Genomic DNA, 23,073 nt, shown 5'->3' with positions numbered 1-23,073 from the left:
ATGCGTACCGTAACTCGCGTCCTGGGCGCCACCCCGGCACTCGCCCTGAGCGTGCCTGCCGCCGCGCAGGTCGTCGAAACCGCCGGGTATCCAGCCGCCGCCGCCGGCGAAGGCACCACTACCGGCGGCTACAACCTCTCCCGCTGGGCGGAGGACTGGCGCAAGCTTTGCGATCCCGCCAGGCGCGATGATCCGATAGACGCGCTCAAATGCCTGAAGCTCACGCCAAGCGGCGAGGTGTACGTCACCCTCTCCGGCGAGGCGCGGTTGCGGATGAACCACACGACCAACCCCAATCTGCGCGACAGCCGCGCGCAGCGGCAGGACATCGTCCGGCTGGTGGGCGGGGCGGACCTCCACATCGGCGAGCATCTTCGCGTCTACGGCGAGATCGCGCATGGCGGGATCACCGGGGTCGAGCTCGGTGCGCCTGCCGCGACGCTGCGCAACGACGTCGCAGTGCAGCAGCTGTTCGTCGAGGCCAAGGGCGAGGTGGCCGGCATCGATCTCGGCGCGCGGTATGGCCGCCAGGAGTTCACCGACGGGCCGAACCTGCTGCTCTCGCAGCGCGACAACAACACCATCCGCTACACGCTCAACGGCTTTCGCGGCTGGGCACGGGGCAAGACGGTTCGGGTGGATGTGTTCGACCTCAAGCCGACTCAATATGGCGACCTCGGCACCGACGATGACGTGATCGATCCCGCGCGGCGCTTCTCGGGCGTCAGCCTGGGGTTTGTGGTGCCCAAGGCGTGGGTGGGCGGCGCCAAGCTCTATTTCGATCCCTTCTTCTGGCGCCGCCGCAACAAGGTTGGCACCTGGGGCGGCCGTATCGGCCCGGGCACGCGCTTCTATCTCGGCACGCATCTCTGGGGCGAGGCGGGGCCGGTGACGATCGATTGGTCGATCAATCGCCAATGGGGATATTGGCGCGACCAGCAGATCGATGCCTGGCAGGGCTTCTTCGCCCAGAACATCCGGCTGGGCAGCGGCAAGCGCGCGCCGCGGATCGGCTTCCATGCGGATTATGCCAGCGGCGGGGGCGGCTATGGTGACGGCAAGCTTCGCAACGCCTACGCCCCGTTCGGCAACAACGTCTATTACAGCTACGGCCTGTTCCTCACGCCCAGCAACCTGGTGGCGCTGGCGCCGACGCTGAACCTGTCGCCGACCTCGAAGCTGCGGCTCAATCTCGAATATCAGCGGGCGTGGCGCGCCAATGTGCACGACGCGGTGTACCGGGCGAACGGCCAGCCTTTCCCCGGCACCCAGAATGTGCGGGATTCCCGTACCGCCGATGTTGCGCGCCTGCAGGCGGTGTGGGCGCTTACCCCGCGGCTCTCGCTCACCGGCCGCTACGAGCACCTCGCCGCCGGGCCGGCGCTGACCAAGGCGGGCTATGCCAGCTCGGACTTCGTCGCTGGCTGGCTGAGCTTCCGCTTCTGACGTGGCCCGGCGATCCGCCACCAGCCGAGCCCGCCGTAGAGGAGTGCCAGCCCCAGCAGGGTGAGCACGCCGGGCGCGACGTCGCCGAGGCTCGCGTGCATCTGGTTGAGTGGCACGAACACATGCACGCCGCTGGTCGACGGGATCAGCTGCGCCAGCACGCGGACGAAGCCCGGCATCTGGTCGAGCGGCCAGGCGGTGCCAGAGAGAAAGAAGAAGGGCGCGGAGGTGGGCGCGAGGATCACCATCGCCCGCTCGGAGCGATCGAAGAAGCTGCCGAGCCACAGCCCAAGCCCCGCCACCGCCCCGGCGAGCAGGGGTGCCGCGAGCAGCATGCCGCCGACATTCTCGTCGCGCGGTATGCCTTGCACCCAGAAGATGAAGCCGAACAGGAACAGGCAGGTCAGCAGGCCGACCGAAGTGAAGGCGGCCCAGGTGCCGGCATATTCGCCGTGCCCCATCCGCCACCGCCCCTCGCGCCGCCGGCCGCCGACGAAGGTGGCGACGCCGAACAGCAAGGTCTGCTGGATGATCACGATCGCGACGGCGGGGAAGACATAGCCCTTGTAGCCGGCGGTCGGGTTGAACAGCGGTTCGCGCACGATGGTCACCGGCGGCCCGGTGCGCACGGCTTGCCCCAGCACGTCGAGCTTCTCGACGGCGAGGTCGCGCAGCACCTCGGTCACCGCCTCGCCGATCGTGCTGGCGCGCAAGAGGTACGAGGCGTTGACCCACACCGCGATCCCGGCCCCCGGAGCGCCGGTCCGCAGCTGGCGTTGCAGCCCGCGCGCGATCAGCACCACGCCGTCGGCCTTGCCGGCACGGAGCCGCGCCTGCGCCTCGGCGACGCTGGGGGCATGATCGACCACCACCACGGCGCGCGTGGCTTCAAGGTTGCGCACCAGCGCGCGGCTGAGCGCGCTGGCGTCCTCGTCGACCAGTACCACCGGCAGTTGCTGGGCGACTTCCTGACTGTACGGCGCCGGATAGTAGAAGGCGTAGAGCACCACCGCGAGCAGCATCGTGCTGAGCAGGGTGCGCGAGGTCAGCACCGTGGCCCAGGTGGCGCGGAAGGCAGCGGCGAAGCTCATCGCGCCTGCCGCCGGATCAGCACCCAGGCGAGCGCGCCCGGCACCAGCACATAGGCGAGCAGCGCCAGCATCGGCGCCACGACGGTGGCGAGGTCCTGCCCGCCCAGCTGACCGGTCTGGAGCGCAAGATAATGGGTGAGGGGCAGCACCTCGCTCCAGAAGCGGGCAAAGCCGCTGCCGCCGTTGAGCGGCAGGGTCGCGCCCGCATAGGCCAGTGCCGAGCCCGCATAGACCGCGCAGACCGACAGCGCCGTGGCCGTCTCGCGCGTGGCGGCGACCAGCAGCGCGGAGATCGCGGCAGTGCCCAGGTAGAACAGGGTCTGCGCTGCGACGATCGCCGCGATGCTGCCTTCCACCCGCCAGCCGCGCCCTAACGTTACGAACAGCAGCCAGGCGACGCCCCAGAGGCTCGCCGCCGCGACATAGGGCAGCATCTTGCCGAATAGTGCAGGCACGATTGCGCCGCTACCGGCGGCCCAGCCGGCTAGCGAGCGATCCTCAAGTTCGCGACCCAGCGCCATCGCGGCTGTGACCGCCGCGACCAGATGCAGCACCGCCGGATAGATCAACGTGCTGAGAAACCACTCGAAGCTGGAGGCCGCGTTGTTGAGCGGCACCGCCTCCACGGCGAAGCGCCGCGTCGGGTCAGGCGGCAGCGCATGGCCGGAAAGCTGGTCCACCACCAGCGACGCGGCGGCCGCCTGCGCCGCGCTCGCCGCGCCGCTCGCCGCCTGCGAGCCGGAGGACAGGAAGCTGGCATTGTACAGGATGCGGATCACCGGCGTGCGGTGGCGCGCAAGCCCGGCGCCGAGATCCTTGGGCAGGTGGACGAAGCCGTTGGCATGGCCGCGGCGGACCTCTTCCACCGCTTCCGCCTCAGTGGCGCGCATCGCCACGATATGCACCAGCGGCGCCGCGTCGATCGCCCGGAGGATGGCACGGCTCGCCGAACTGCGGTCGTCGTCCACCACCACGATCGGCAGCCGCCGCATCGATCCCTGCCAGAACATCGCGCCGATCAGGAACAGCAGCAGCGCGGGGATCAGCGTCAGCCCGGCCAGGTCCCAGCGGTCCCGCGCCAGATGGCGCAGCTCCGCCCGCAAGGCGTGGCCGAAGGCGCTCATTGCGGCCAGTCGAACAGCACGCTCATGCCGGGGCGCAGGCCGGGGATCGCCGCCACCGGGCGCAGCTTCACCTCGAAGGCGCGGACGTCATAGCCCGAGGCCTGCCGCGTCGCGCGCCACGTCGCGAAGTCGCCGCGCGGGGCGATCTGGTAGACCGCGAAATCGCCGTCGCGACCGAGCGCGGGGATGTGGCCGTGCAGCCGCTTGCCCATCGCGATGCCCCGGAAGCGATCCTCGCGCACGGTGAGCGCCACCCAGGCATGGTCGATGTCGAGCACCTGATAGGCGGGGATCACCGGGCTGACGACTTCGCCCGGCTGCACCAGCTTGCGCGACACCTCGCCGTCGATAGGCGAGACCAGCTGCGTCTCGCGGCCGAGCGCCGTGGCGGTCTGCAGCGCTGCCTCGGCGATGCGCACCTGCGCGTTTGCGGCCTGCTTGTTCTGCGGCCGGGCACCGGCCATCGCCTTGAGGTACTGTTGCCGCGCAGCCTCGGCCTGCTTGGCGCTGGCATCGCGCGCCGCCGCCGCCTCGTCGCGCCGCTGCGCCGCGACCACGCCCTGCGCGTAAAGGTTCGCGGTGCGCCGGCTGGTCACGGCTGCCAGATCCGCCGCCGCCTGCGCCGCCTGCCAGGTGGAGCGCAGCGAGGCGATGTCTTCCTGCCGCGCGCCCTCGTTGGTTTCCGAAGCGATCGCGCGTGCGGCGTCCACCGCGCCCTGCGCCTGGGCCTGGCCGCCGGCGATCTCCGGGCTCGACAGCGTCGCGAGCAGCGTGCCGGCGCGGACCCGCTGGCCCTCCTCGGCCACCAGCTTCTCGACGCGGGCGAGTGCCTTGGTGGCGACGTTCACCTCATCGGCATCGACCATGCCCTGCAGCTGCTCGGGGGCGGGCCGGTTGGCGAGCCATAGCCCGCCGACGATCAGCACCAGCACCGCGATGCCGATCACGATCGCAAGGATGGGCGGCTTGCGGCGCGGCGGGGCCGCGGTCTCGTCGGTCATTGCTGGTCCTCCACGTGCCGATCGGCACGCGCCATATAGTCGCTATACTCGTCGACGCGGTGGCTGGCGGCGAGCAGCGCCATCAGCCCCAGGTCATATTCATAGGCGGCGGCGAGCCGCTGGGTGCGCACCGTCGCAAGCGCCGCCTCGGCATCGATCAGCGCCGACGACGCGACCTCGCCCTCGCGGAAGGACAGCTGCTGCACCCGCAAATTCTCCTGCGCGGCGGCAAGGTTGGCGTCGAGCAGCAGGAACGAGCGCCGCGCCGCCTCGGCGATGTTCCACGCGCGGACGATCTCGCCCGCCACGTCGCGGCGCGCCTGGGCGGCGGCATCGGCCGCGGCGGCCTGGTTCTCACGCGCGGCGGAGAGCGTCTTCTGGCGATCGAAATTGGAGAGCAAGGTCATGCGCAGCGAGACGCCGGCGATCCAGTCGGGCTCGGTGGGCAGCGCGTTGTTGCGGTTGGCGTTGTAGCTGCCGAAGGCAAAGGCCTGGGGACGGTAGCGCGAGCGAGCGAGGTCGACCCCGGCCTGCGCGGCACTCTTCGCCGCATCGGCACCCTGCGCACGGGGCGACTGGTCGATGCCGTCCAGGAAGCGCTGAAGCGGCGGCAGTGCTTCGGTGTGGACGAACAGCGGCGTCGAGGCGGTGACACCCATCGGCTGATCGAGCAGCCGCGCCAGCGTGTCGGTGGCGATCACTTCCTCGCTGCGGGCATGTTCATGCGCGCGCTGGGCGGTGTTGCGGGCGACTTCCACCTCGAGCACGCGGGCATGGGCGAGCACGCCTTCCGCCTCCAGCTTGCGCGCGTCCGAGAGATGGCGGTCGAAGGCTTCGAGCTGCTCGCGGGTGGAGACGGTCAGCTGGCTCGCGACCTTCTGGCCGAAATAGGCGCGCACCAGATTGACGCGGGAGAGATCCTGCCCGCCGGCCTGCTTCGCGCGGGCGATGCCCACCGCCGCATCCGCACCCTTCTGCACGGCGGGGATCGCGCCGCCGGTATAGAGCGGCATCGCGGCGGTGATCGCCGGGCGGAAGACGGTGTCGCGGGTCTGGAACTCCAGCGTGTTGGGGATCGCGCCGAACAGCCGGGGCAGGGCGGCCCCGATCCGCTGCGTCACCTGCGCGACGATCTGCGCGCTCTCGCCCGAGAACTGGCCGCCGAGCTGGTCGAGAAAGCCGTTGGTGGCGCTCAGCGCATCGGCCTTGGGCTCGGACAGATCGACCGAGAGCGTCTTCTGATATTCGATCACGCTGGCCGAGGCGGTGACCACCGGGCGGCGCAGCGTGCGCGTGGCGGCGGCGATATCCTCGCTCGCGCGGACGGCGTGATCCTCGCCGCTAAGCCCCGGCGAGGCCCTGTCGAGCCGGGCGAGCGCTGCCTGGAAGCTGAGCGACGCTGCTGGGGCATCCTGCGCAGCAGCATAGCCTGGAACCATCAGCCATGCGGAAACCAGTATCGCCGGCCCCCGAAGGCAGCGATGCGCACGCTCGCGCAACCGATCCCGATTTACGGTTCGCACCTTGCCGCCCCCTTGCGTTCGGAACGACATCGGCGTGCCTGCAAGCCGATGCCGTCCATGGTGCTTGCGCATATTTGCAGCGACAGGCGGGTGCAACGTATTTTCTTGCGCGGGACTTGGCGCGGATAGCTGTGCAACAACGGGGCTGAGGCCTGCTCTCGGCTACTATGGCGGGGCCACCCGCTTCAGGCCGCAATCGGTTCCGCCGATGCCGCCTCGACCGGCACGAGGCGGTCGCGGAACAGGCGGTGCGCCTGCCGCTGCTCGATGATGCGCCCCGCGATGTAGAGGGCCGCGAAGATGCCGGCGAAGCTGTAGCCGGGAATGCGCATGCTTTCCGCCGCATAGGCCAGCGCCGCGAAGGGGGCCGGCGCGATGAAGCACCATAGCAGCGGGTGGCTGGTAAGGTCGTAGCGCAGCTCCGCACCGTTTTCGGCAGGAACGATCCGCAGGGTGCCATGCTCGAACGATGCAAGCTTGTCCTGCGAGTCCGGATTGTCCTTGTGGAAGACCAGCATGTCGGGGCTGCGCTCCAGGGTGGTGCCGCGCTTCTCGAACACGGGCTCCAGCGCTGAAAGGGAGGCCGAAGCGGCGGGCAGCGGCACCGTCCCGCGAACGTGCCAGATCCAGTCGATGGCGCGCATTGGCTTCCAGCTCATTCCGCCGCCACCGCTTCCTTCAGCCGCGGCGCGCGCAGCCGCTTTACCCAGCCGAACAGTGGCTGGAAGGGGTAGAGCATCTGCTCCTTGATTCCCAATCGGCGGCAGTCGTCGAGCCCGACCTGCTTGGCTTCGGAATCCACGCAGGTGCCGAAGATGCGGTCGATGAAGATGAAGGTGTTGGCGTAGTTGGTGCGGCTGCTGTCGTAATCGGGCGAGTGGTGCAGGCTGTGATGCTCGACCGTGTTGAACAGGAAGGACCACCAGCGCGGCGTGTTGAAGCGGATATTGGCGTGGGTATAGGCGCCGATCGCCATGCCGATGCCGCCCGCGAGCAGGGCCGCGCGCGGAAGGAAGTCGAAGAAGCCACCCAGGCTGAGGCCGATCAGGAACAGCTCGATCGGGTTGCCGACGGAGCCCTTCAGCGCGTTGAGCTGCGTGATGTGGTGATGCGGCGCGTGGGTGAGCCACAACGGGTACCAGTTGTGCATGCCGCGATGCATCCAATACTGGCAGAAATCGAAGATCAGCAGGATCGCCAGCGCCTGAAACAGGATCGGGATCTGGCCCGCCCAGGCAGTCTTAATGTGGAAATAGTGCTTGATCGCATCGATGATCGCATCGTCGCCGAAATGCTTGCCGGCATATTTCACCAGCGTGTAGCTCATGCCCACATAGAAGAGGTCGCTGGCGAGCTCCTTCCAGGTCAGTCGCCAGTGCGCGTGGCGCTCACTGATCCGCTCCATGCCGAGCAGCGTGATCTTGAAGACGATGCCGATGCCCACCGCGACCGAGGCCTTGGCGATCGAATCCGGCGCGAAGGTCCAGAACAGGATCATCGCCACCAGCATCGCCGGCTGGAAATGGGTGAAGATGAAGCGCTTCACCGGGCCGCCCTGTACGCCCGCCAAGTCGTCCGCGTTCAAAACAGTTGCATCCATGATCGCGCCCGGTCCTCGCAGTGACTCCGATGATCCGAGGATGACCGAAAGCCGCCGGATGTGCCGTAAGTCGTTTGACGTAGCGGGCGATTTCGCAGCTTGTCGGGGGTTGGAAGGTGGCCCAGCATGCCGTGCATGAACCGATTGCACGGCTGCCTTTCGCTCGCCCTCGGCGCGTTCCTGCTGCTGGGGTTGGCAGATCCCGAGCCGCTGGTGTTCGCGCCGTGGATGAACGGCACGGCGGCGGGCGAGCCCGAGACGCAGGTGCAGGCGGTCGACGGCGACACCTTCGTGATCCGCCAATCGGTGAAGACCAATTTCGAAGCGCCGTTCCTGTACCTGATCTTCGGGCGGGATCGGGCGCTGCTGCTGGATACCGGCGCGGGCGGGCTGAAGATCCGGCCGACGGTGGACCGGCTGATCGCAGACTGGCGGGCCGGGCATGGCGAGCGGCCGATCCGCCTCATCGTCGCGCATTCGCACAGCCATGGCGATCATCATGCTGGCGATGACGAGTTCCGGGACCGGCCGGATACCGATGTAGTCGGGTTGAAGCCGACCGAGGTCGCCGCATTCTTCGACTTCACCGACTGGCCGCGGGACGTTGCCCGCTTCGATCTGGGCGGGCGGATGCTCGACGTGCTGGCGACGCCGGGCCATCAGCCGGCGCACATCATGGTATATGATGCGCGGACGCAGCTGCTGTTCTCGGGCGACATGCTTTATCCGGGGCGGCTCTATGTGCCGCTCAACCATTTCGACGATTTCCGCGCGAGCGCCGAGCGGCTCGCAGCGTTTGCCAGGACGCACCCGATCCGCGCGCTGCTCGGCGCGCATATCGAGATGACCACGACGCCGGGGAAGGATTACGGGATGGAAGCGCCGGTGCATGCCGACGAGCATCCGCTGCCGCTGTCGCCCTCGGCGATCGAGGAACTCCGCGCGGCGGCGGAGAAGGCCGGACCGGTGCCGGCGATCGACCGGCACGCGGACTTCATCGTCTATCCCGTGCCGGCCCGCCCGAACGATTGAGGGCGTTCAGCCCCGCGCGATATACGCCCGCCAGCCGCCGAGCGCGGTGATGTCTTCCGCGCCGGTCATCGCGCGCGGTTCGGCGACGAAGCCCTTGACCATGCTGCCGTCCGCCAGCGTCACCGTGCCGATCGCGAGCGGCGGGGGCACTTCGGCTACGAAGCTGCCGAACGCGGCCAGGTCGAGCTCGTAGACTTCCAGCGCGATCGCGGCACCGCCGTCTTCGCTGTAAGCCAGCGCGGGCTTGGGCGGCACGCTTTCGGCCATCGCGTAGAGCTTGTAGTTCGGCGCCGTGGTGGTGGCGGTGATGAACTTCGCCTCGCGCGAGGTCAGCTGCCAGTGGAGCGGCATCCCTTCGAGATGGGCGCCTACGACCGCGAGCTTCACCGTTTCCATCCGTCCCTCCAGGTCCAGCGGCGGCGGGGATGCCGGCGCGGGGAAAAATGCGTTGGCCGCGTCGAGCAGCGCGCGATCGGTGCCCGCCGGGCCCATCAGCGTCACGCCGAAGCCGACGCCGCTGGCATAGCTGCCGGCGGGCACGGCGATGGCGGCCATGTCCAACAGGTTCACGAAATTGGTGTAGGCGCCGAGGCTCGCGTTGAGCGCGATCGGTGCCGCGAGCATCTCCGCCACGCGGTAGCTGGTCGGCGCGGTGGGAAGGGCTAGCAGGTCGACCTGGTCCCACATCGCCTCGGCGATGCGGGCGAGTTCGGCCAGGCGATAGGCGCCGTTGAAGGCATCGATCGCACTGTAGCCGAAGCCGCCTTCCACGATCTCGCGCACCACCGGGTGGATCGCCTCGGGCTTGTCGAGCAGCAGGCCCTGCAGCGCGGCGGTGCGCTCGGCGACCCAGGGGCCGTCGTAGAGCAGACGCGCGGCTTCATCGAGGGGGGCGAGGTCGATCTCGACCAGCTCGGCGTCGAGGGTCGCCAGCGCCTGGCGGTAGAGGAACTCGGACTCGGTGTCGCCGAACCAGCGGCATTGCGCCGGCCGGGGAACGCCGATGCGCCGACGGGCGCGGGGCACGTCCGGCAGGTCGCGGGAGAGGGAGTCTGTCGCATCAAAGTCGGCGGCGATGGTGTCGACCAGCGCGGCATCCTCGGTGGTGCCCGCGAAGACGGTGATGCAGTCCAGCGTGCGGCAGGCAGGCACGAGGCCGGTGCTGCTCCAACGCCCCTTGCTTGGCTTGAGCCCGACGAGATGGTTGAACGCGGCGGGCACGCGGCCCGAGCCGGCGGTGTCCGTGCCCAGCGCGAAGGCGACCAGCCCGGCGGCGACCGCCACGGCCGAGCCGCTGCTCGATCCACCGCTCACCCAGGCGCGGTTATACGCGTTGCGCGGGATGCCATAGGGGCTGCGCGTGCCGTTGAGGCCCGTGGCGAACTGGTCGAGATTGGCCTTGCCCACGGGAACCGCCCCGGCAGCGACCAGCTTCGCCACTACTGTGGCCGACTGTTCGGGCTGGTAGGCGAAGGCCGGGCAGGCGGCGGTGGTGGCAAGCCCGGCGAGATCGATATTGTCCTTCACCGCGAACGGCACGCCCGCCAGCGGCAGCGTCTCGCCTGCAGCTACGCGCGCATCGACCGCGGCCGCAGCGGCGCGCAGTGCATCGGGCTCGAACCGCGAGATCCACACCGCCGGCTGGATCGCGTCGTACGCGTCGAGCCGGGCCAGCACGTCCTCGATCACCGCGACCGCGCTGCGGCGCCCCGCCTGCACCTCGGCAGCAATGCCGACTACCGAGAGCCGGTCGAGCACCGTCATGCCCGCACCAGCGCCAGCACCGGGGAGCCCGGCGTGACCGTCTGCCGCTCGGCGACATAGAGCGCCGCGACCGTACCCGCTGCCGGGCTGGTCACCGGAAACTCCATCTTCATTGCTTCGAGCACCGCGATCGTCTCGCCCGCGTCGATGGTGTCGCCCACTTCCTTGAGCAGCTTCCACACGCTGCCGCCGAACGGCGCTTCGACCAGTTCGGCCCCGTCCGGCACCACCACCGCTTCATCGGCGCTGTCGTCGGCGGTTTCGCTGAGGCTCGCGACCCGGTCGAACTCGCCCTTGCGCTCCCAGTCCGCGCGCTCGGCGGCGAAGGCGGCGTTGCGCTGCTTCTCGAACGCGGCGATCGAGCGCGCATTCTCCGCCAGGAACTCGCGGTATTCCGAAAGCCGGAACTCGGTTTCCTCGATTTTGATCTCGCGGCGTCCCAACGGGAAGTCGCGCCGCCACTCGGTCAGCTCTTCATGGCTGACGGGGAAGAAGCGGATCTGGTCGAAGAAGCGGAGCAGCCAGGGCTTGCCCTCGGCGAAGGCGCCGGTCTGGCGATAGGTGTTCCACACCTGAATGGTGCGGCCGAACAGCTGGTAGCCGCCCGGACCCTCCATGCCGTAGATGCACATATACGCCCCGCCGATGCCGACCACATTGGGCGGGGTCCAGGTCCGGGCCGGGTTGTACTTGGTGGTGACCAGCCGATGGCGCGGGTCGATCGGGGTGGCGACCGGCGCGCCGAGATACACGTCGCCCAGGCCATAGACGAGGTAGCTGGCGTCGAAGATGATCCGGTGGACCTCCTCGGCGCTTTCCAGCCCGTTGGCGCGGCGGATGAACTCGATATTGTCCGGGCACCAGGGCGCGTCGTCGCGGACCACGCGCATGTAGCGCTGGATGGTCTCGTGGATCGCGGGGTCGTTCCAGCTGAGCGGCAGGTGGACGATGCGCGAGGGGATGACGAAATCCTCAAGATCGCCGAGCGCGTCCTCGATCTGCACCAGCCGTTCGATCAGTGCCGCTTCCTTGAGGCGGATGCCGTCGATATGCACCTGGAAGGAGCGGATGCCCGGCACGATGTCGAGGATGCCCGGCAGCGCGAGTGCGGCGAGCGCGGTCGTCGCGGCGTGGACGCGCAGGCGCAGTTCGAGGTCTAGCGTGATCGGGCCATATTCGACCAGCAGGTTGCGATCGCCCTGGCGGCGGAAGAGGACGCGCGGGCGGCGGCCCTTGGCGGGCAGGTCGACCAGGATCGCGTCGCGTCCGCCGCCCTTGGCCGGGCTGGTCGCGGTGGCGGCGCGGCCCTCGATCAACGCTGCCTCGACCTGCGCGGCGGCATCGGCCTCGTCGAGGCTGACCTGCTCGAACTGGATGCGGTCGCCCGGCGCGAGCTGACCGACCTTCCACAGGTCCGCCGCGATCACCACGAACGGGCAGACGAAGCCGCCGAGCGAAGGACCGTCGGGGCCGAGGATGATCGGCATGTCGCCGGTGAAGTCCAGCGCGCCGATGGCGTATGGGTTATCGTGGATGTTGGACGGGTGCAGCCCCGCCTCGCCGCCATCCTTGCGCGCCCAGTGCGGCTTGGGGCCGACCAGCCGCACCCCGGTGCGGTTGCTGTTGTAATGGACTTTCCACTCGGCGGAGAGGATCGTGTCGACATCCTCGGGCGCGAAGAAATCGGGCGCGCCGTGCGGGCCGTAGAGGACGCGGATCGTCCAGTCGGGACCAAGCTGCTCCTGCTCGATGGTGCGCGGGCCCGGGATGACGGCGGGGGCATGGTCGGTGAGGTGCAGCGTGTCGCCGACGCGGAGCACGCGTCCGCCATGGCCGCCGAACTCGCCGAGATCGAAGGTGCTGGCGCTGCCGAGATAGCTCGGCACGTCGAGCCCGCCGGCGAACAGGATATAGCCGCGCATGCCGCCGCCGGTGACGCGGCCGAGCGCCAGAATCTGGCCCTCGGCGATGGCGATCGGCTTGTTGCGATCGATCGGCTTGCCGTCGAGCGTCGCCGCGAAATCGGCACCGGTGAGGACGATGCGGGTCGCGGTGTTGAACTGGAGCGTCGGGCCGGTGGCGGTCATCTCCAGCCCGGGCGCGGTGCTGTCGTTGCCGAGCAGCATGTTGCCGAGGCGGAAGGCGCGGGCGTCCATCGGGCCCGAGGGCGGCACGCCGATGTCCCACAGGCCGACGCGGCCGGGATAATCCTGCACGCTGGTCGCGGTGCCGGCGGCACGGACGACGATGCTCTGCGGGCGGTGGACCACCGTCTCCAGCGAACGCGTCGAGACGTCGCCGGTGACGAAGTCCTCGCTGCGGGCCACGTCGCGCAGCCAGCGGACATTGGTCTCGATGCCGGCGAAGCGGGGGCGGTCGAGCGCCGCCTGCATCGCGGCGACGGCGGACTCGCGGTCCTCGCCATGCACGATCAGCTTGGCGAGCATCGGATCGTAGAAGGAGGAAACCGCGCTGCCCGATTCCACCCAGCTCTCGACGCGGACGCCTTCGGGGAAGGCCACTTCGGTCAGCGTGCCCGAGGCCGGGCGGAAATCGACCGCCGGATCCTCGGCATAGAGCCGCGCTTGGATGGACCAGCCTTTGGGGGCGGGGACGGGGGTGTCGAGGAAGCTGTAATCGCCGCCTGCACCGCGGACCATCCACTCGACCAGGTCGACCCCGGTGACTTCCTCGGTAACGCCGTGCTCGACCTGGAGGCGGGTGTTCACTTCGAGGAAGAACCAGTCCTGGCGTGCGGGATCGTAGAGGAACTCGACCGTGCCGGCGGAGCGGTAGTTGGCGGCCTGGCCCAGCCGTACCGCCGCCTCGATCAGCGCGGCGCGAACGCGTTCGGGGAGATGCGGGGCGGGAGCCTCTTCCACGACCTTCTGGTTGCGGCGCTGGAGCGAGCAGTCGCGCTCGCCGAGCGCCACGACGCGGCCCCGGCCGTCGCCGAAGATCTGCACCTCGACATGGCGCGCGCGCGGCACGAAGCGTTCGAGGAACAGCCCGGCATCGCCGAAATTGCCCGCACCCAGCCGCGCGACCGCGGCATAGCCGTCCCGCACCGCTTGTGCATCGGCGCATACCCGCATGCCGATGCCGCCGCCGCCGGCGGTCGCCTTGAGCATCACCGGATAGCCGATGCGCTCCGCCGCTTCGAGCGCGGCCTCGACACTGTCGAGCAGGCCGGTGCCTGGGGCAAGGGGAACATTCTCCGCCTCGGCCAGCGCGCGGGCGCTGTGCTTGAGGCCGAAGGCGCGGATGCTGTCCGGGGTCGGGCCGATAAAGGCGATGCCGGCGGCTTCGCAGGCCTCGGCAAAGGCGGCGTTTTCCGAAAGGAAGCCATAGCCGGGGTGGATCGCGTCGGCGCCGGTCTCCTTGGCCGCCGCGAGGATGCGAGCGACGTCGAGATAGCTTTCCGCCGCCGGGCCGGGGCCGATCCGCACCGCGATATCGGCGAGCGCGACGTGGCGCGAGGCCTCGTCGGCATCGGAGAAGACCGCGACCGAGCGGATGCCCATTGTCTTCAGCGTGCGGATGATCCGGCAGGCGATCGCCCCGCGATTGGCGATCAGGACGGTGCGCACGCCGCTCATGCGGTGACGATCATGCGGACGGGGGTGGGATTGAAGCCGTTGCAGGGATTGTTGATCTGCGGGCAATTCGAAACGACCACGGTCACATCCATTTCTGCGCGGAGATCCACGGTCAGGCCGGGCGCCGAGATGCCGTCGACGATGCCCAGCGCACCGTCGGCCTCGACCGGCACGTTCATGAAGAAATTGACGTTCGACACGATGTCGCGCTTGCCCCGGCCGTCGCGGAGATTGGCCTCGAGGAAATTGTCGACACAGGCGTGCTGCGCCTTGGTGAAATGGCCGTAGCGCAGGGTGTTGGATTCACACGAACAGGCGCCGCCGATCGTGTCGTGATACTCGACCGCGGTGGCGGTGATCGTCATCATCGGCCGGCCCTCGTTCGAGCGGAGCACGCTGCCGGTGCGCAGGAAGATATTGGCCTGCGCCGCGATCGTGTCCTGCGCGCTGTAGCGCTCGGCATCGTCGTGCGTCGCATACAGGAGGAAATCGACCGCCTGGTTGCCTTCCAAGTCGACGACGCGGAGCGTCTCGCCAGCCTTCACCCGGTGCAGCCAGGGCGCGCGGGCGGGAACGATCTCGTCGTGGACCACCCGGCCGGTGAGGCCGGCAAGCGCCATATCCTGTTCCATCAGCGGCGGACCCAGTCTTCGGTGTTGAGGAAGGCGCGCTGCCGCTCGGGCGTCGCGTTGCGGATCGGATCGTCCTCGCCCGTCACCGGGCCGCGCCAGGAGGTGGCGCGCAAGGGGGTGACGGTCCAGGGCCGGGGATCGAGCACGTGCGGGCAGTTGGCCAGCACCACGATCAGGTCCATCTCGGCGCGCAGTACCAAAGTGCGGCCGGGCGCGAACGGCCCGAGCTGCGGTTCGGTGCTACCGTCGGCGGCGATGCGGACGCCCTTGAACAGGTTGACGCAAGGGTGGACGTCGCGGCGCGCAAGGCCGTGCTTCGCGGCGCCGAGCAGCAGCCGGTCGCGCGCGTTGGGGAATGGCCCCGAATTGCTGCCGTCGCCGTAGCGGCGTTCGTTCGACGCAGCGTTGGACGCGCCGCAGAAGGCGTCGTGGGTGCCGGCGTCGTCCTGCTCGATGCTGGCGAGCACCCGGCCCATGTCCGAGAGGAACAGGCTGCCTTGGCCGAGATAGGCGTTCCACTGCACCTTCACCGTGTCGGCGACGTTGAGCCGCTCGGTCGGCATCGCGGCGTTGAACAGCTGGAGCGACACACACGCATCGCCCTGGAGGTCGATCAGCCGCAGCCTGGTGCCGCGCGACAGCTCGCGACTGGCATAGCCACCGGCGGCGATCGTCTCTTCCCAGACCAGATCGTCGGGCGAGACGCCTGCGGGCAGGTCGTCCGCCTTAGGCGGCAGAATCGGCATCGCCTCGACGACGGTGCCGGCCATCGCCCGCGCATGGTCGCGCGCGGCATTGGGGTCGGCGAGAATGCTCATGCCGCCTTGCTCCCGGTGGGGGCCGCCGCTTCGTCCTGCTCGTGGAGCGGGGGCAGCAGCGCGGTGGTGGTGAAGAGGCGCAATTGCTGGACGCCGCGCACCTTGCGCAGCGCATCGCACAGGTCGCGGAGCCGGCGGGCCGGCCCCTGGACCAGCAGCACCTCGAGCGACTGATCGTCCTCTAAGAACACATGCTGCGAGGAGATGACCTCCTTCAGATACTCGGCCTGGGTCTGCGCCAGCTGGTGGCGCACCCGCCCGAGATCGGCGCGGTAGACCAGCGTGATCGTGCCCGCGAGCATCTCCTCGGGGCGCGAGGCTGCGCTCTGCTCTGCGAGTTCGTCGCGGATCAGCTCGGCGATCAGCTGCGAGCGCGAGGGGAGCCCGCGATCCTCCACCATTTCATCGAGCTGGCGGAAGAGTTCGGCGGGCAGGCTCATGCTGAGCCGGGCGAGGGAGGAGGAGGAGGTGTCCTTCACAGTGATCCCTCTTTCCCGGTTATTACTGATTCTGTCAATCGTAATACTTCCTGCTGCGCCTCGACGATCGCCTCGCGCCGCTTGCGGGTGAGGTGGAGGTCGTAGACGGCGGTCGCGCCGAAACGGTGCGGCGCGTGCGGATCGATGCGGCGCTTGTCGAAGGTGAGCACGCGGGTGCCGAGGTTGAACGCCTCGGAAATGTCGTGGGTGACCATCAGCACGGTAAGCGCATGCTCCTCCCACAGCTTGAGGATCAGCCGGTGCATGTCCTGCCGGATGCCGGGATCGAGCGCGCCGAACGGCTCGTCGAGCAGCAGCACACGCGGCCGGGCGATCAGGGCCTGGGCGATGGCGAGCCGCTGCTGCATGCCGCCGGAAAGCTGGGCCGGGTAGAGGTCGAGCGCATCGCCAAGGCCAACCTCCGCCAGCATCGCGACGGCCTCGTCGCGGGCGCGGCGGCGGGCGGCGCCGAACAGCCGGGCGGTGAGCGGGGCGCCGACGCATTCGCGCTCGAACATCACGTTCCGCAGGGCGGTCAGGTGCGGGAACACCGAATAGCGCTGGAACACCACGCCGCGATCGGGGCCGCATTCGCGGGGGAGCGGCGTGCCGTCGAGCAGGATCTTGCCCCGCGTCGGCCGTTCCTGGCCGAGCGCCAGCCGCAAGAAGCTGCTCTTGCCCGCCCCTGAGGGGCCGACGATCGAGACGAAGCTGCGCTCGGCGATGTCGAGCTCGACGCGCTCCAGCACGATCTTGTCGCCATATTCGAGCCAGACATTCTGGAAGGAGAGGAGCGGGCTCATCGGCCGGCTCCATGCGCCCAGGCAAAGGCGCGCTTGCTCAGCTGGGCGAGCGCCACGTCCATCAGGATGGCGAGGATCGAGATCCAGGCGACGTACGGGATGATGATGTCCATCGAGAGATAGCGGCGGACGAGGAAGATGCGGTAGCCGAGGCCGATGTCCGACGCGATCGCCTCGGCCGAGATCAGATAGACCCAGGCGGGCCCGAGCGAGAGACGGATGCCGGCGATCAGCCTGGGTAGCGCCTGGGGCAGGGCGACGCGCAGCGCGAGCTGCCAGCTGCTGGCGCCGAGCGTCTGCGCCTTGATCAGCTGCTCCTGCGGGATGGCGGTGATGTGGTCGGCAAGGTCGCGGATCAGGAAGGGGGTGACGCCGATCACGATCAGCGCGACCTTGGCGGTGTCGCCGAGCCCGAAGACGATGAACAGGATCGGCAGCACCGCGATCGGCGGAATCACCGCGATCGTCGTCACCAGCGCCCCGAAGGTGGCCCGGGCGGCGGGGAGCACGCCCAGCACCATGCCGACCAGCAGCGCGGACAGCGCGCAGATGCCGAGCGCGAGACCCAGTCGTTCGAGGCTCGCCAGCGTGTCTGCCCAGAAGAGCAGGCGGCCGCTCAGCGGATCGGCCTGGGCGAGCAGAGCGTGCATCGCCTCGACCATCGCACCCGGCGTCGGCAACAGCTTGTCCGAGGGATTCTCGGCATGCCGCGCGGCCGAGGCGAAGAGGTAGACGATCGCCGCGAGCAGCAGCGGCAGGCTACCCAGCAGCCAGCCGGTGCGGCGGCGGGGACGGATGTTCACCCAGCGCATGTGCGGACCGGCCTCAGAGCTTGCCGGCCGCGGCCAGCTCCATATAGGTCGGGTCGAAGCGCAGCTTGACGTTGTTCGCGTCGCCGATCGTCTTGCCCGGCACCGATATGCCGATCGCGTCGGCCGACTTGGCGCCTTGGCCGAACAGCCCCTTGGAGAAGCTGAAGTCGCGCACCTTGACCATGGTTGCGCCGATCGCGGGCGACTTCACGGCTGCGACGGCATCCTGCGGGGTGCCGTAGAGGTGCGTCGTGGTGAGCTGGGCGTCGAACGCCTGCGGGGTGGCGCCGGCCAGCTTGGCCATCGCCGCGCGGGCGGCGGCGCCGGCGGCGTCTTTCTTCTGCATCAGCTGGATCGTCTCGTACCAGATGCCCGCCAGCGCCTTGCCGAGGTTCGGGTTGGCCTTGAGCGTCGCGGTGTCGACCGCGAGCAGGTCGAGTATCTCGGCGGGGACCTGGCTCGATTCGAACACCTTGATGGCGCCCGGCAGCTTGGCGACTTCGGTCAGCTGCGGGTTCCAGGTGACCACGGCGGTGGCGGCCGGATTGGCGAAGGCGCCGACAATGTCCGCGTCCGAGGTGTTGACCGTCTTCACGTCGGAGAGCTGCAGGCCCACCGTGGAGAGCCCGCGCGCGAGCAGATAGTGCGACACCGACAGTTCGACGAGATAGACGGTGCGGCCCTTGATGTCCGCCAGGCCCTTGGCGTTCTTGAGGACGATGCCGTCATTGCCGTTGGAATAATCGCCCAGGATGATCGCGCTGGTATCCTTGCCGCCTGCGGCGGGGATGGTGAGCGCGTCCATGTTGGTGACAGTCACGCCGTCCAGCTTGCCGGCGTTGAACTGGTTCACCGACTCGACGTAATCGTTCACCTGCGTGAAGTGGATCTTGAGCCCATATTTGTCGGCCCATTTTTTCACGATGCCGGCCTGTTCGGCGTAAGGCCAGGGCATCCAGCCCGCATAGATCGACCAGCCGATGTTGAACTCGGTCCGCGCCTTTGGTGCAGTGCCGTTACCGCCGCACGACGCCGTCGCCAGCATCGCCACCGCCGCTACCGCGATCCGCGCCTTCGCTACCCATTTTGTCATGATCGACCCCCCATCTTCGCAGCGCGAGAAAGCGCGATTTTCAGCCGCCGGACGGTCGCAACCGATATTACGTTTGCTCAATCCAGTAATACGATTTATAGGCATGTGCCATGGCATGTGTCACCCCAAATCGTGATGCTGCAATGCGTCATTCAGGCACTGGCGAGCGACGGTTTCGGGGCTCCGCCGCCGCGCGTCCGGTCCGGCGAAGGGGCTGATTGTACATGGTGATGGCGCGCATTCTTGGGACGATCTGCCTGGGGTTCGCGCTCGCCGTCGCCGCTACATTCGCCCGCCTGTTCCTGAGGGCTCGCGAGGGCCATCGTGCCGCCGAGGCCGCGAATCGTGCGCAGACCGAGCGCCTCCGCGCCGAGATCGCCGCGCACCATGAAACCGAAGCCGCGCTCGCCAGGGCCAAGGAAACCGCCGAAGCCGCGAATGCCGCCAAGACGCGCTATCTGGTGGCGGTAAGCCACGAGATCCGCTCGCCGCTCAACGCCATCTATGGCTATGCCCAGCTGCTGGAGCGCGGCGATTCGATCCCGCCGCGCGAGGCGGGCGGAGTGATCCGCCGCTCGGCCGAGCATCTCACCAACTTGGTCGAGGGCCTGCTCGATATCTCCCGCGTCGAAAGCGGGGTGCTGCAGGTGCGGCAGGAGCTGGTGCGGCTGCCCGCCTTGCTCGATCAAGTGGTGGAGATGTTCCGCGTCCAGGCATCGGCCAAGGGGCTGTCGCTCGATTATGTCGTCGAGGGCCGGCTGCCCGCCTATGTCCGCACCGACGAGAAGCGGCTGCGGCAGATCCTGATCAACCTGCTGTCCAACGCGATCAAATATACCGAAACGGGCGGCGCGACGCTCACCGTGCGCTATCGCAGCCAGAGCGCCGCCATCGAAGTGCGCGACACCGGCCCGGGCATCCCGCCCGAGGATCTGGAACGGATCTTCGAGCCGTTCGAGCGCGGCCGCGAACCCGATACCGTGATGCAGCCGGGGATCGGCCTCGGCCTCGCCATCACCCGCGTGCTGGCGCGCATCCTGGGCGGTGAGGTGACGGTGAGCAGCGAAGTCGGCGAGGGCAGCAGCTTCCTGCTCCGCCTGCTCCTGCCCGAGCCGATCGAGGCCCCTACGGGTGCCGCCGCCTATCGCCGCGTTACCGGCTATCAGGGGGCGCAAAAGACGATCCTCGTGATCGACGACAGCCCCGCGCAGACGACCGTGGTCAACCACTTGCTGCGCCCGCTCGGCTTCTCCGTCTTCGAGGCGAGCGGCGGCGCGGCCGGGCTCGCGCTCGCCGAACATTGTTCGCCCGACCTCGTGCTGCTCGACATCCAGATGCCGGGCACCAGCGGCTGGGACGTCGCCGAGCAGCTGCGCGCACGCTTCGGCCCGGGGCTCCGCATCGTGATGGTATCGGCCAACGCGCATGAATTCCACGCCGGGCGCGACGGCCGCCGCGCGCATGATGCCTTCCTCACCAAGCCGGTCGATCTCGATGCGCTGCTCGACATGATCGCGCGCCAGCTGAATCTCGACTGGATTGTGGAAGACGCCGAGGCTGCGGCCGCGCCGCCCTGTCCGCCGATGGCACTGCCCGAGTCGGCGGCACCCTATCTCGATGCGCTACGCCGCTTTATGAAGCTCGGGCATGTCCGTGGAATCGAAACGACACTCGTGAGCCTGGAGAGGGACGTCCCCGAAAGCGCCGATCTCGTCGCGCGGCTGCGGCCGCAGCTGGAGGCGTTCGATCTGCGCGGACTGGCAAGGACGCTCGACGATGTCGGCTAGCGATCCGGGCGCCACGATCCTGGTGGTGGACGACACCCCCGAATCGCTCCGCTTCCTCACTGCGACGCTGGAGCAGGCGGGGATGACGGTGCTGATCGCCGTCGACGGCCTCGCCGCGCTGGAGTTGCTGGAACACGGCACGCCCGACCTGATCCTGATGGACGCGGTGATGCCGGGGCTCGACGGGTTCAGCACTACCCGCCGCATCAAGCAGGACGGCCGCTTCCGCCATGTTCCGGTGATCTTCATGACCGGGCTTACCGAAAGCGAGCATGTCGTGCGGGGGCTCGAAGCGGGGGCGGTGGACTATGTCCACAAGCCTATCGTCGTCGACGAATTGCTGGCGCGCGTCTCGGTGCATCTGGCCAATGCGCGGATCGCGCAGAGCAGCCAGCTGGCGCTCGATACCGCCGGTCGCCCGTCCTTCGCCGTGGACGGAGAGGGGCAGACCAGCTGGCTGACTCCGCTCGCCGCAGAGACGATCGAGCGGCTGTTCCCCGACTGGTCGGCGCGCGCGCTGCATCTGCCGGACGAGCTCGCTGTGATCGTACGGCGCTTGCAGGATCCGTCGGTGCCGCCGGGCGCACAGGCGGGCTTGCAGATCGGCGACAGCGCCCTCCAGTGCAGCTTCCTGCGCCAGACCAGCGCCCGCGAATGGCTGTTCCGCCTGACCGAGAAGCGCGAGGGCGACGCTGAACGCATCCTCGCCGAGCGCCACGGCCTCACCTCGCGCGAAGCGGAGGTGCTGGTGTGGCTCAGCCGCGGCAAGCAGAACCGCGAGATCAGCGAGATCCTGGAGATCAGTCCGCGCACGGTGAACAAGCATCTCGAACAGATCTTCCAGAAGATGGGCGTCGAGAACCGCGCCTCCGCGACGGCGATCGCCGTGGCGACGCTCGCCGGATGAGCGCGGCAGCGGCGCGGGCGGCGCTGGAGCGGGGGGATTTCGACACGGCGGCACGGCTCGCCTCGGCGGCGCTTCCGTCTGCAGAGGGTGTGTTTCTGCTGGGCGTCATCGCAGCCGAGCAGGGGCGGATCGGCGAGGCGATCCGGCAGATCGAGGCGGCGGTGGCGGAGGGCCCGCGCGGCGAATATAGCGCGCAGCTTGCCCGGCTCTACACGCTGGTGCGGCGCGATGGCGATGCGGCGGCGCAACTCGCGCCAGCGGAGGCGGACCCACCCGCCGATGCGCTGTCGCGCGATACCATCGGCTGCGTCTATGCCCGCCTCGGCGACCATGCAGCGGCGCTCCCGCACTTCACCATCGCAGTCGCGCTGGCGCCGGAGAATGACCAGTTCCTCTACAACCACGCGGCAACGCTGAGCTTTCTCGGCCGCGTCGATGATGCCGAGGCTGCGCTGGAAACGCTGCTCGCGCGCAGCCCCGACGATGCCCGCGCCCACCATCTGCTTGCCGGGCTGCGCAAGCAGAGCGAGGACCGCAACCACGTCCCCCGGCTGCAGGCGGCGAAGCAGCGCGCACGGGGCGAGGGCCGGTTGCTCACCGGCTATGCGCTCGCCAAGGAACTGGAGGATCTCGGGCGCGACGACGAGGCGCTGGCCTGTCTGCTGGAGGTGAATGCCGAGCATCGCGCCGCCCTAGGCTATGATCCCGCGCGCGATACGGGAATCGCCGATGCGGTGGCGGGAAGCTGGCCTGCCTTCGCCGCAGCGCCGCTGACGGATGCGCCCGCCGATACGCCGATCCTGATCATTGGCATGCCGCGCACCGGCACCACGCTGGTCGACCGCATCCTCGCCGCGCATCCGGTGGTGGAAAGCGTCGGCGAGCTCCAGGCGCTGCCGCTGGCCGTGAAGGCGGCGTCGGGCACACGCACCCGCACGGTGCTTGATCCCGAGACGCTGCATGCCGCCGTAACCGCGGATCTCGGGGCGATCGGCCGCGACTATTGCGCGCGCGCGGCGCACCACCGGCGGATGCCCGGGCGGCGCTTCGTCGACAAATTCCCCGGCAATTTTCACTATGCCGGCATCGCGGCGCGGGCGCTGCCCCATGCGGCGATCGTCTGCCTGCGCCGCAACCCGATGGACACGGTGCTGGCCAATTTCCGTAACCTGTTCGCGATCAGCTCGCGCTACTACGACTATAGCTACGACCTGCTCGACATCGCCGCCTATGTGGCGGGGTTCGAGCGATTGATGGCCTTGTGGCGCCAGGTGCTCCCCGGGCGCATCCTGGAGCTGCGCTACGAGGACATCGTCGCCGATCAGGAAGGCGCGACCCGCCGCCTGCTCGCGCATTGCCAGCTCGACTGGTCGGATCGCTGCCTCGATTTCCATGCGCAGGGTGGGGCGGTCTCCACGCCGAGCGCCGCGCAGGTGCGCCGGCCGATCTACCGCGACTCGGTGGCGCGCTGGCGGAAGCACGAGGCCGTGCTGGCGCCGGTCGCCGCCTATTTCGCCGAGCGCGGTATCGCCATCGACTGATCGGCGCGTACGTCAAACGGC

The 23,073-nt window shown here is 68.9% G+C and carries 19 protein-coding genes; 5 read left to right on the top strand and 14 right to left on the bottom strand.

The window, feature by feature from the left end:
• On the top strand, positions 1-1,446 hold the full coding sequence (locus V7E00_RS12235; RefSeq protein ID WP_333572922.1) for an alginate export family protein: 1,446 nt from the start codon (positions 1-3) through the stop codon (positions 1,444-1,446).
• Here V7E00_RS12235 and V7E00_RS12230 read toward each other — a convergent pair.
• The 6 genes from V7E00_RS12230 to V7E00_RS12205 form a co-directional block, all read right to left on the bottom strand.
• Complete coding sequence (locus tag V7E00_RS12230; protein ID WP_333572921.1) at positions 1,398-2,537, bottom strand: ABC transporter permease; 1,140 nt, start codon at positions 2,535-2,537, stop codon at positions 1,398-1,400. The genes V7E00_RS12235 and V7E00_RS12230 overlap by 49 nt on opposite strands.
• Positions 2,534-3,661: an ABC transporter permease gene (locus V7E00_RS12225; RefSeq protein WP_333572920.1), complete on the bottom strand. Its 1,128-nt coding sequence runs from the start codon at positions 3,659-3,661 to the stop codon at positions 2,534-2,536. The genes V7E00_RS12230 and V7E00_RS12225 overlap by 4 nt, the downstream gene beginning before the upstream one ends.
• Positions 3,658-4,662, bottom strand: coding sequence for an HlyD family secretion protein (locus V7E00_RS12220; RefSeq protein ID WP_333572919.1), 1,005 nt, complete (start codon positions 4,660-4,662; stop codon positions 3,658-3,660). Before V7E00_RS12220 ends, V7E00_RS12225 begins: the two co-directional genes overlap by 4 nt.
• Positions 4,659-6,101, bottom strand: coding sequence for a TolC family protein (locus V7E00_RS12215; RefSeq protein ID WP_333572918.1), 1,443 nt, complete (start codon positions 6,099-6,101; stop codon positions 4,659-4,661). The genes V7E00_RS12220 and V7E00_RS12215 overlap by 4 nt, the downstream gene beginning before the upstream one ends.
• 269 nt (positions 6,102-6,370) lie before the next feature.
• Positions 6,371-6,844 (bottom strand): hypothetical protein, encoded by a 474-nt coding sequence (locus V7E00_RS12210; RefSeq protein ID WP_333572917.1) that lies wholly within the window; start codon positions 6,842-6,844, stop codon positions 6,371-6,373.
• Positions 6,841-7,785 carry a sterol desaturase family protein gene (locus V7E00_RS12205; RefSeq protein ID WP_333572916.1) on the bottom strand — a complete coding sequence of 315 codons (945 nt, stop codon included), beginning with the start codon at positions 7,783-7,785 and terminating at the stop codon, positions 6,841-6,843. Before V7E00_RS12205 ends, V7E00_RS12210 begins: the two co-directional genes overlap by 4 nt.
• 135 nt (positions 7,786-7,920) lie before the next feature.
• Between V7E00_RS12205 and V7E00_RS12200 the strand changes: the two genes are divergently transcribed.
• Positions 7,921-8,817, top strand: a complete 897-nt coding sequence (locus V7E00_RS12200) for an MBL fold metallo-hydrolase (RefSeq protein ID WP_443019192.1) — start codon at positions 7,921-7,923, stop codon at positions 8,815-8,817.
• Positions 8,818-8,823: 6 nt separating this feature from the next.
• On the opposite strand, the gene atzF is transcribed toward V7E00_RS12200, so the two are convergent.
• From atzF to V7E00_RS12160, 8 genes are read right to left on the bottom strand one after another with little or no spacing between them, the layout of a single operon-like run.
• A complete protein-coding gene (gene atzF / locus V7E00_RS12195; RefSeq protein WP_333572914.1) occupies positions 8,824-10,581 on the bottom strand; it encodes an allophanate hydrolase in 1,758 nt (585 codons plus the stop codon).
• On the bottom strand, positions 10,578-14,180 hold the full coding sequence (gene uca, locus V7E00_RS12190) for an urea carboxylase (protein ID WP_333572913.1): 3,603 nt from the start codon (positions 14,178-14,180) through the stop codon (positions 10,578-10,580). The genes atzF and uca overlap by 4 nt, the downstream gene beginning before the upstream one ends.
• Positions 14,177-14,812 carry an urea amidolyase associated protein UAAP2 gene (locus V7E00_RS12185; RefSeq protein ID WP_019367883.1) on the bottom strand — a complete coding sequence of 212 codons (636 nt, stop codon included), beginning with the start codon at positions 14,810-14,812 and terminating at the stop codon, positions 14,177-14,179. The genes uca and V7E00_RS12185 overlap by 4 nt, the downstream gene beginning before the upstream one ends.
• On the bottom strand, positions 14,812-15,630 hold the full coding sequence (locus tag V7E00_RS12180; protein ID WP_333572912.1) for an urea amidolyase associated protein UAAP1: 819 nt from the start codon (positions 15,628-15,630) through the stop codon (positions 14,812-14,814). Before V7E00_RS12180 ends, V7E00_RS12185 begins: the two co-directional genes overlap by 1 nt.
• Positions 15,627-16,070 carry a CopG family ribbon-helix-helix protein gene (locus V7E00_RS12175; protein ID WP_206364592.1) on the bottom strand — a complete coding sequence of 148 codons (444 nt, stop codon included), beginning with the start codon at positions 16,068-16,070 and terminating at the stop codon, positions 15,627-15,629. The genes V7E00_RS12180 and V7E00_RS12175 overlap by 4 nt, the downstream gene beginning before the upstream one ends.
• A gap of 35 nt (positions 16,071-16,105) precedes the next feature.
• On the bottom strand, positions 16,106-16,912 hold the full coding sequence (locus V7E00_RS12170) for an ATP-binding cassette domain-containing protein (RefSeq protein WP_333572911.1): 807 nt from the start codon (positions 16,910-16,912) through the stop codon (positions 16,106-16,108).
• Positions 16,909-17,724 (bottom strand): ABC transporter permease, encoded by an 816-nt coding sequence (locus tag V7E00_RS12165; protein ID WP_333572910.1) that lies wholly within the window; start codon positions 17,722-17,724, stop codon positions 16,909-16,911. The genes V7E00_RS12170 and V7E00_RS12165 overlap by 4 nt, the downstream gene beginning before the upstream one ends.
• A gap of 13 nt (positions 17,725-17,737) precedes the next feature.
• Complete coding sequence (locus V7E00_RS12160; protein ID WP_333572909.1) at positions 17,738-18,817, bottom strand: putative urea ABC transporter substrate-binding protein; 1,080 nt, start codon at positions 18,815-18,817, stop codon at positions 17,738-17,740.
• 230 nt (positions 18,818-19,047) lie between these two features.
• On the opposite strand from V7E00_RS12160, the gene V7E00_RS12155 reads away from it, so the two are divergent.
• From V7E00_RS12155 to V7E00_RS12145, 3 genes are read left to right on the top strand one after another with little or no spacing between them, the layout of a single operon-like run.
• Positions 19,048-20,604, top strand: coding sequence for an ATP-binding response regulator (locus tag V7E00_RS12155; RefSeq protein WP_333572908.1), 1,557 nt, complete (start codon positions 19,048-19,050; stop codon positions 20,602-20,604).
• The gene (locus V7E00_RS12150; RefSeq protein WP_333572907.1) at positions 20,594-21,511 is read left to right on the top strand and encodes a DNA-binding response regulator; all 918 of its coding nucleotides are present in this window, start codon (positions 20,594-20,596) and stop codon (positions 21,509-21,511) included. The genes V7E00_RS12155 and V7E00_RS12150 overlap by 11 nt, the downstream gene beginning before the upstream one ends.
• Positions 21,508-23,052, top strand: a complete 1,545-nt coding sequence (locus V7E00_RS12145) for a tetratricopeptide repeat-containing sulfotransferase family protein (RefSeq protein ID WP_333572906.1) — start codon at positions 21,508-21,510, stop codon at positions 23,050-23,052. The genes V7E00_RS12150 and V7E00_RS12145 overlap by 4 nt, the downstream gene beginning before the upstream one ends.
• Positions 23,053-23,073: the final 21 nt, after the last annotated feature.

Origin of the sequence: Sphingomonas sp. (assembly GCF_036731925.1) — a bacterium.
Classification (GTDB): Bacteria; Pseudomonadota; Alphaproteobacteria; order Sphingomonadales; family Sphingomonadaceae; genus Sphingomonas.
This window is presented reverse-complemented; position numbering and strand designations above follow the sequence as displayed.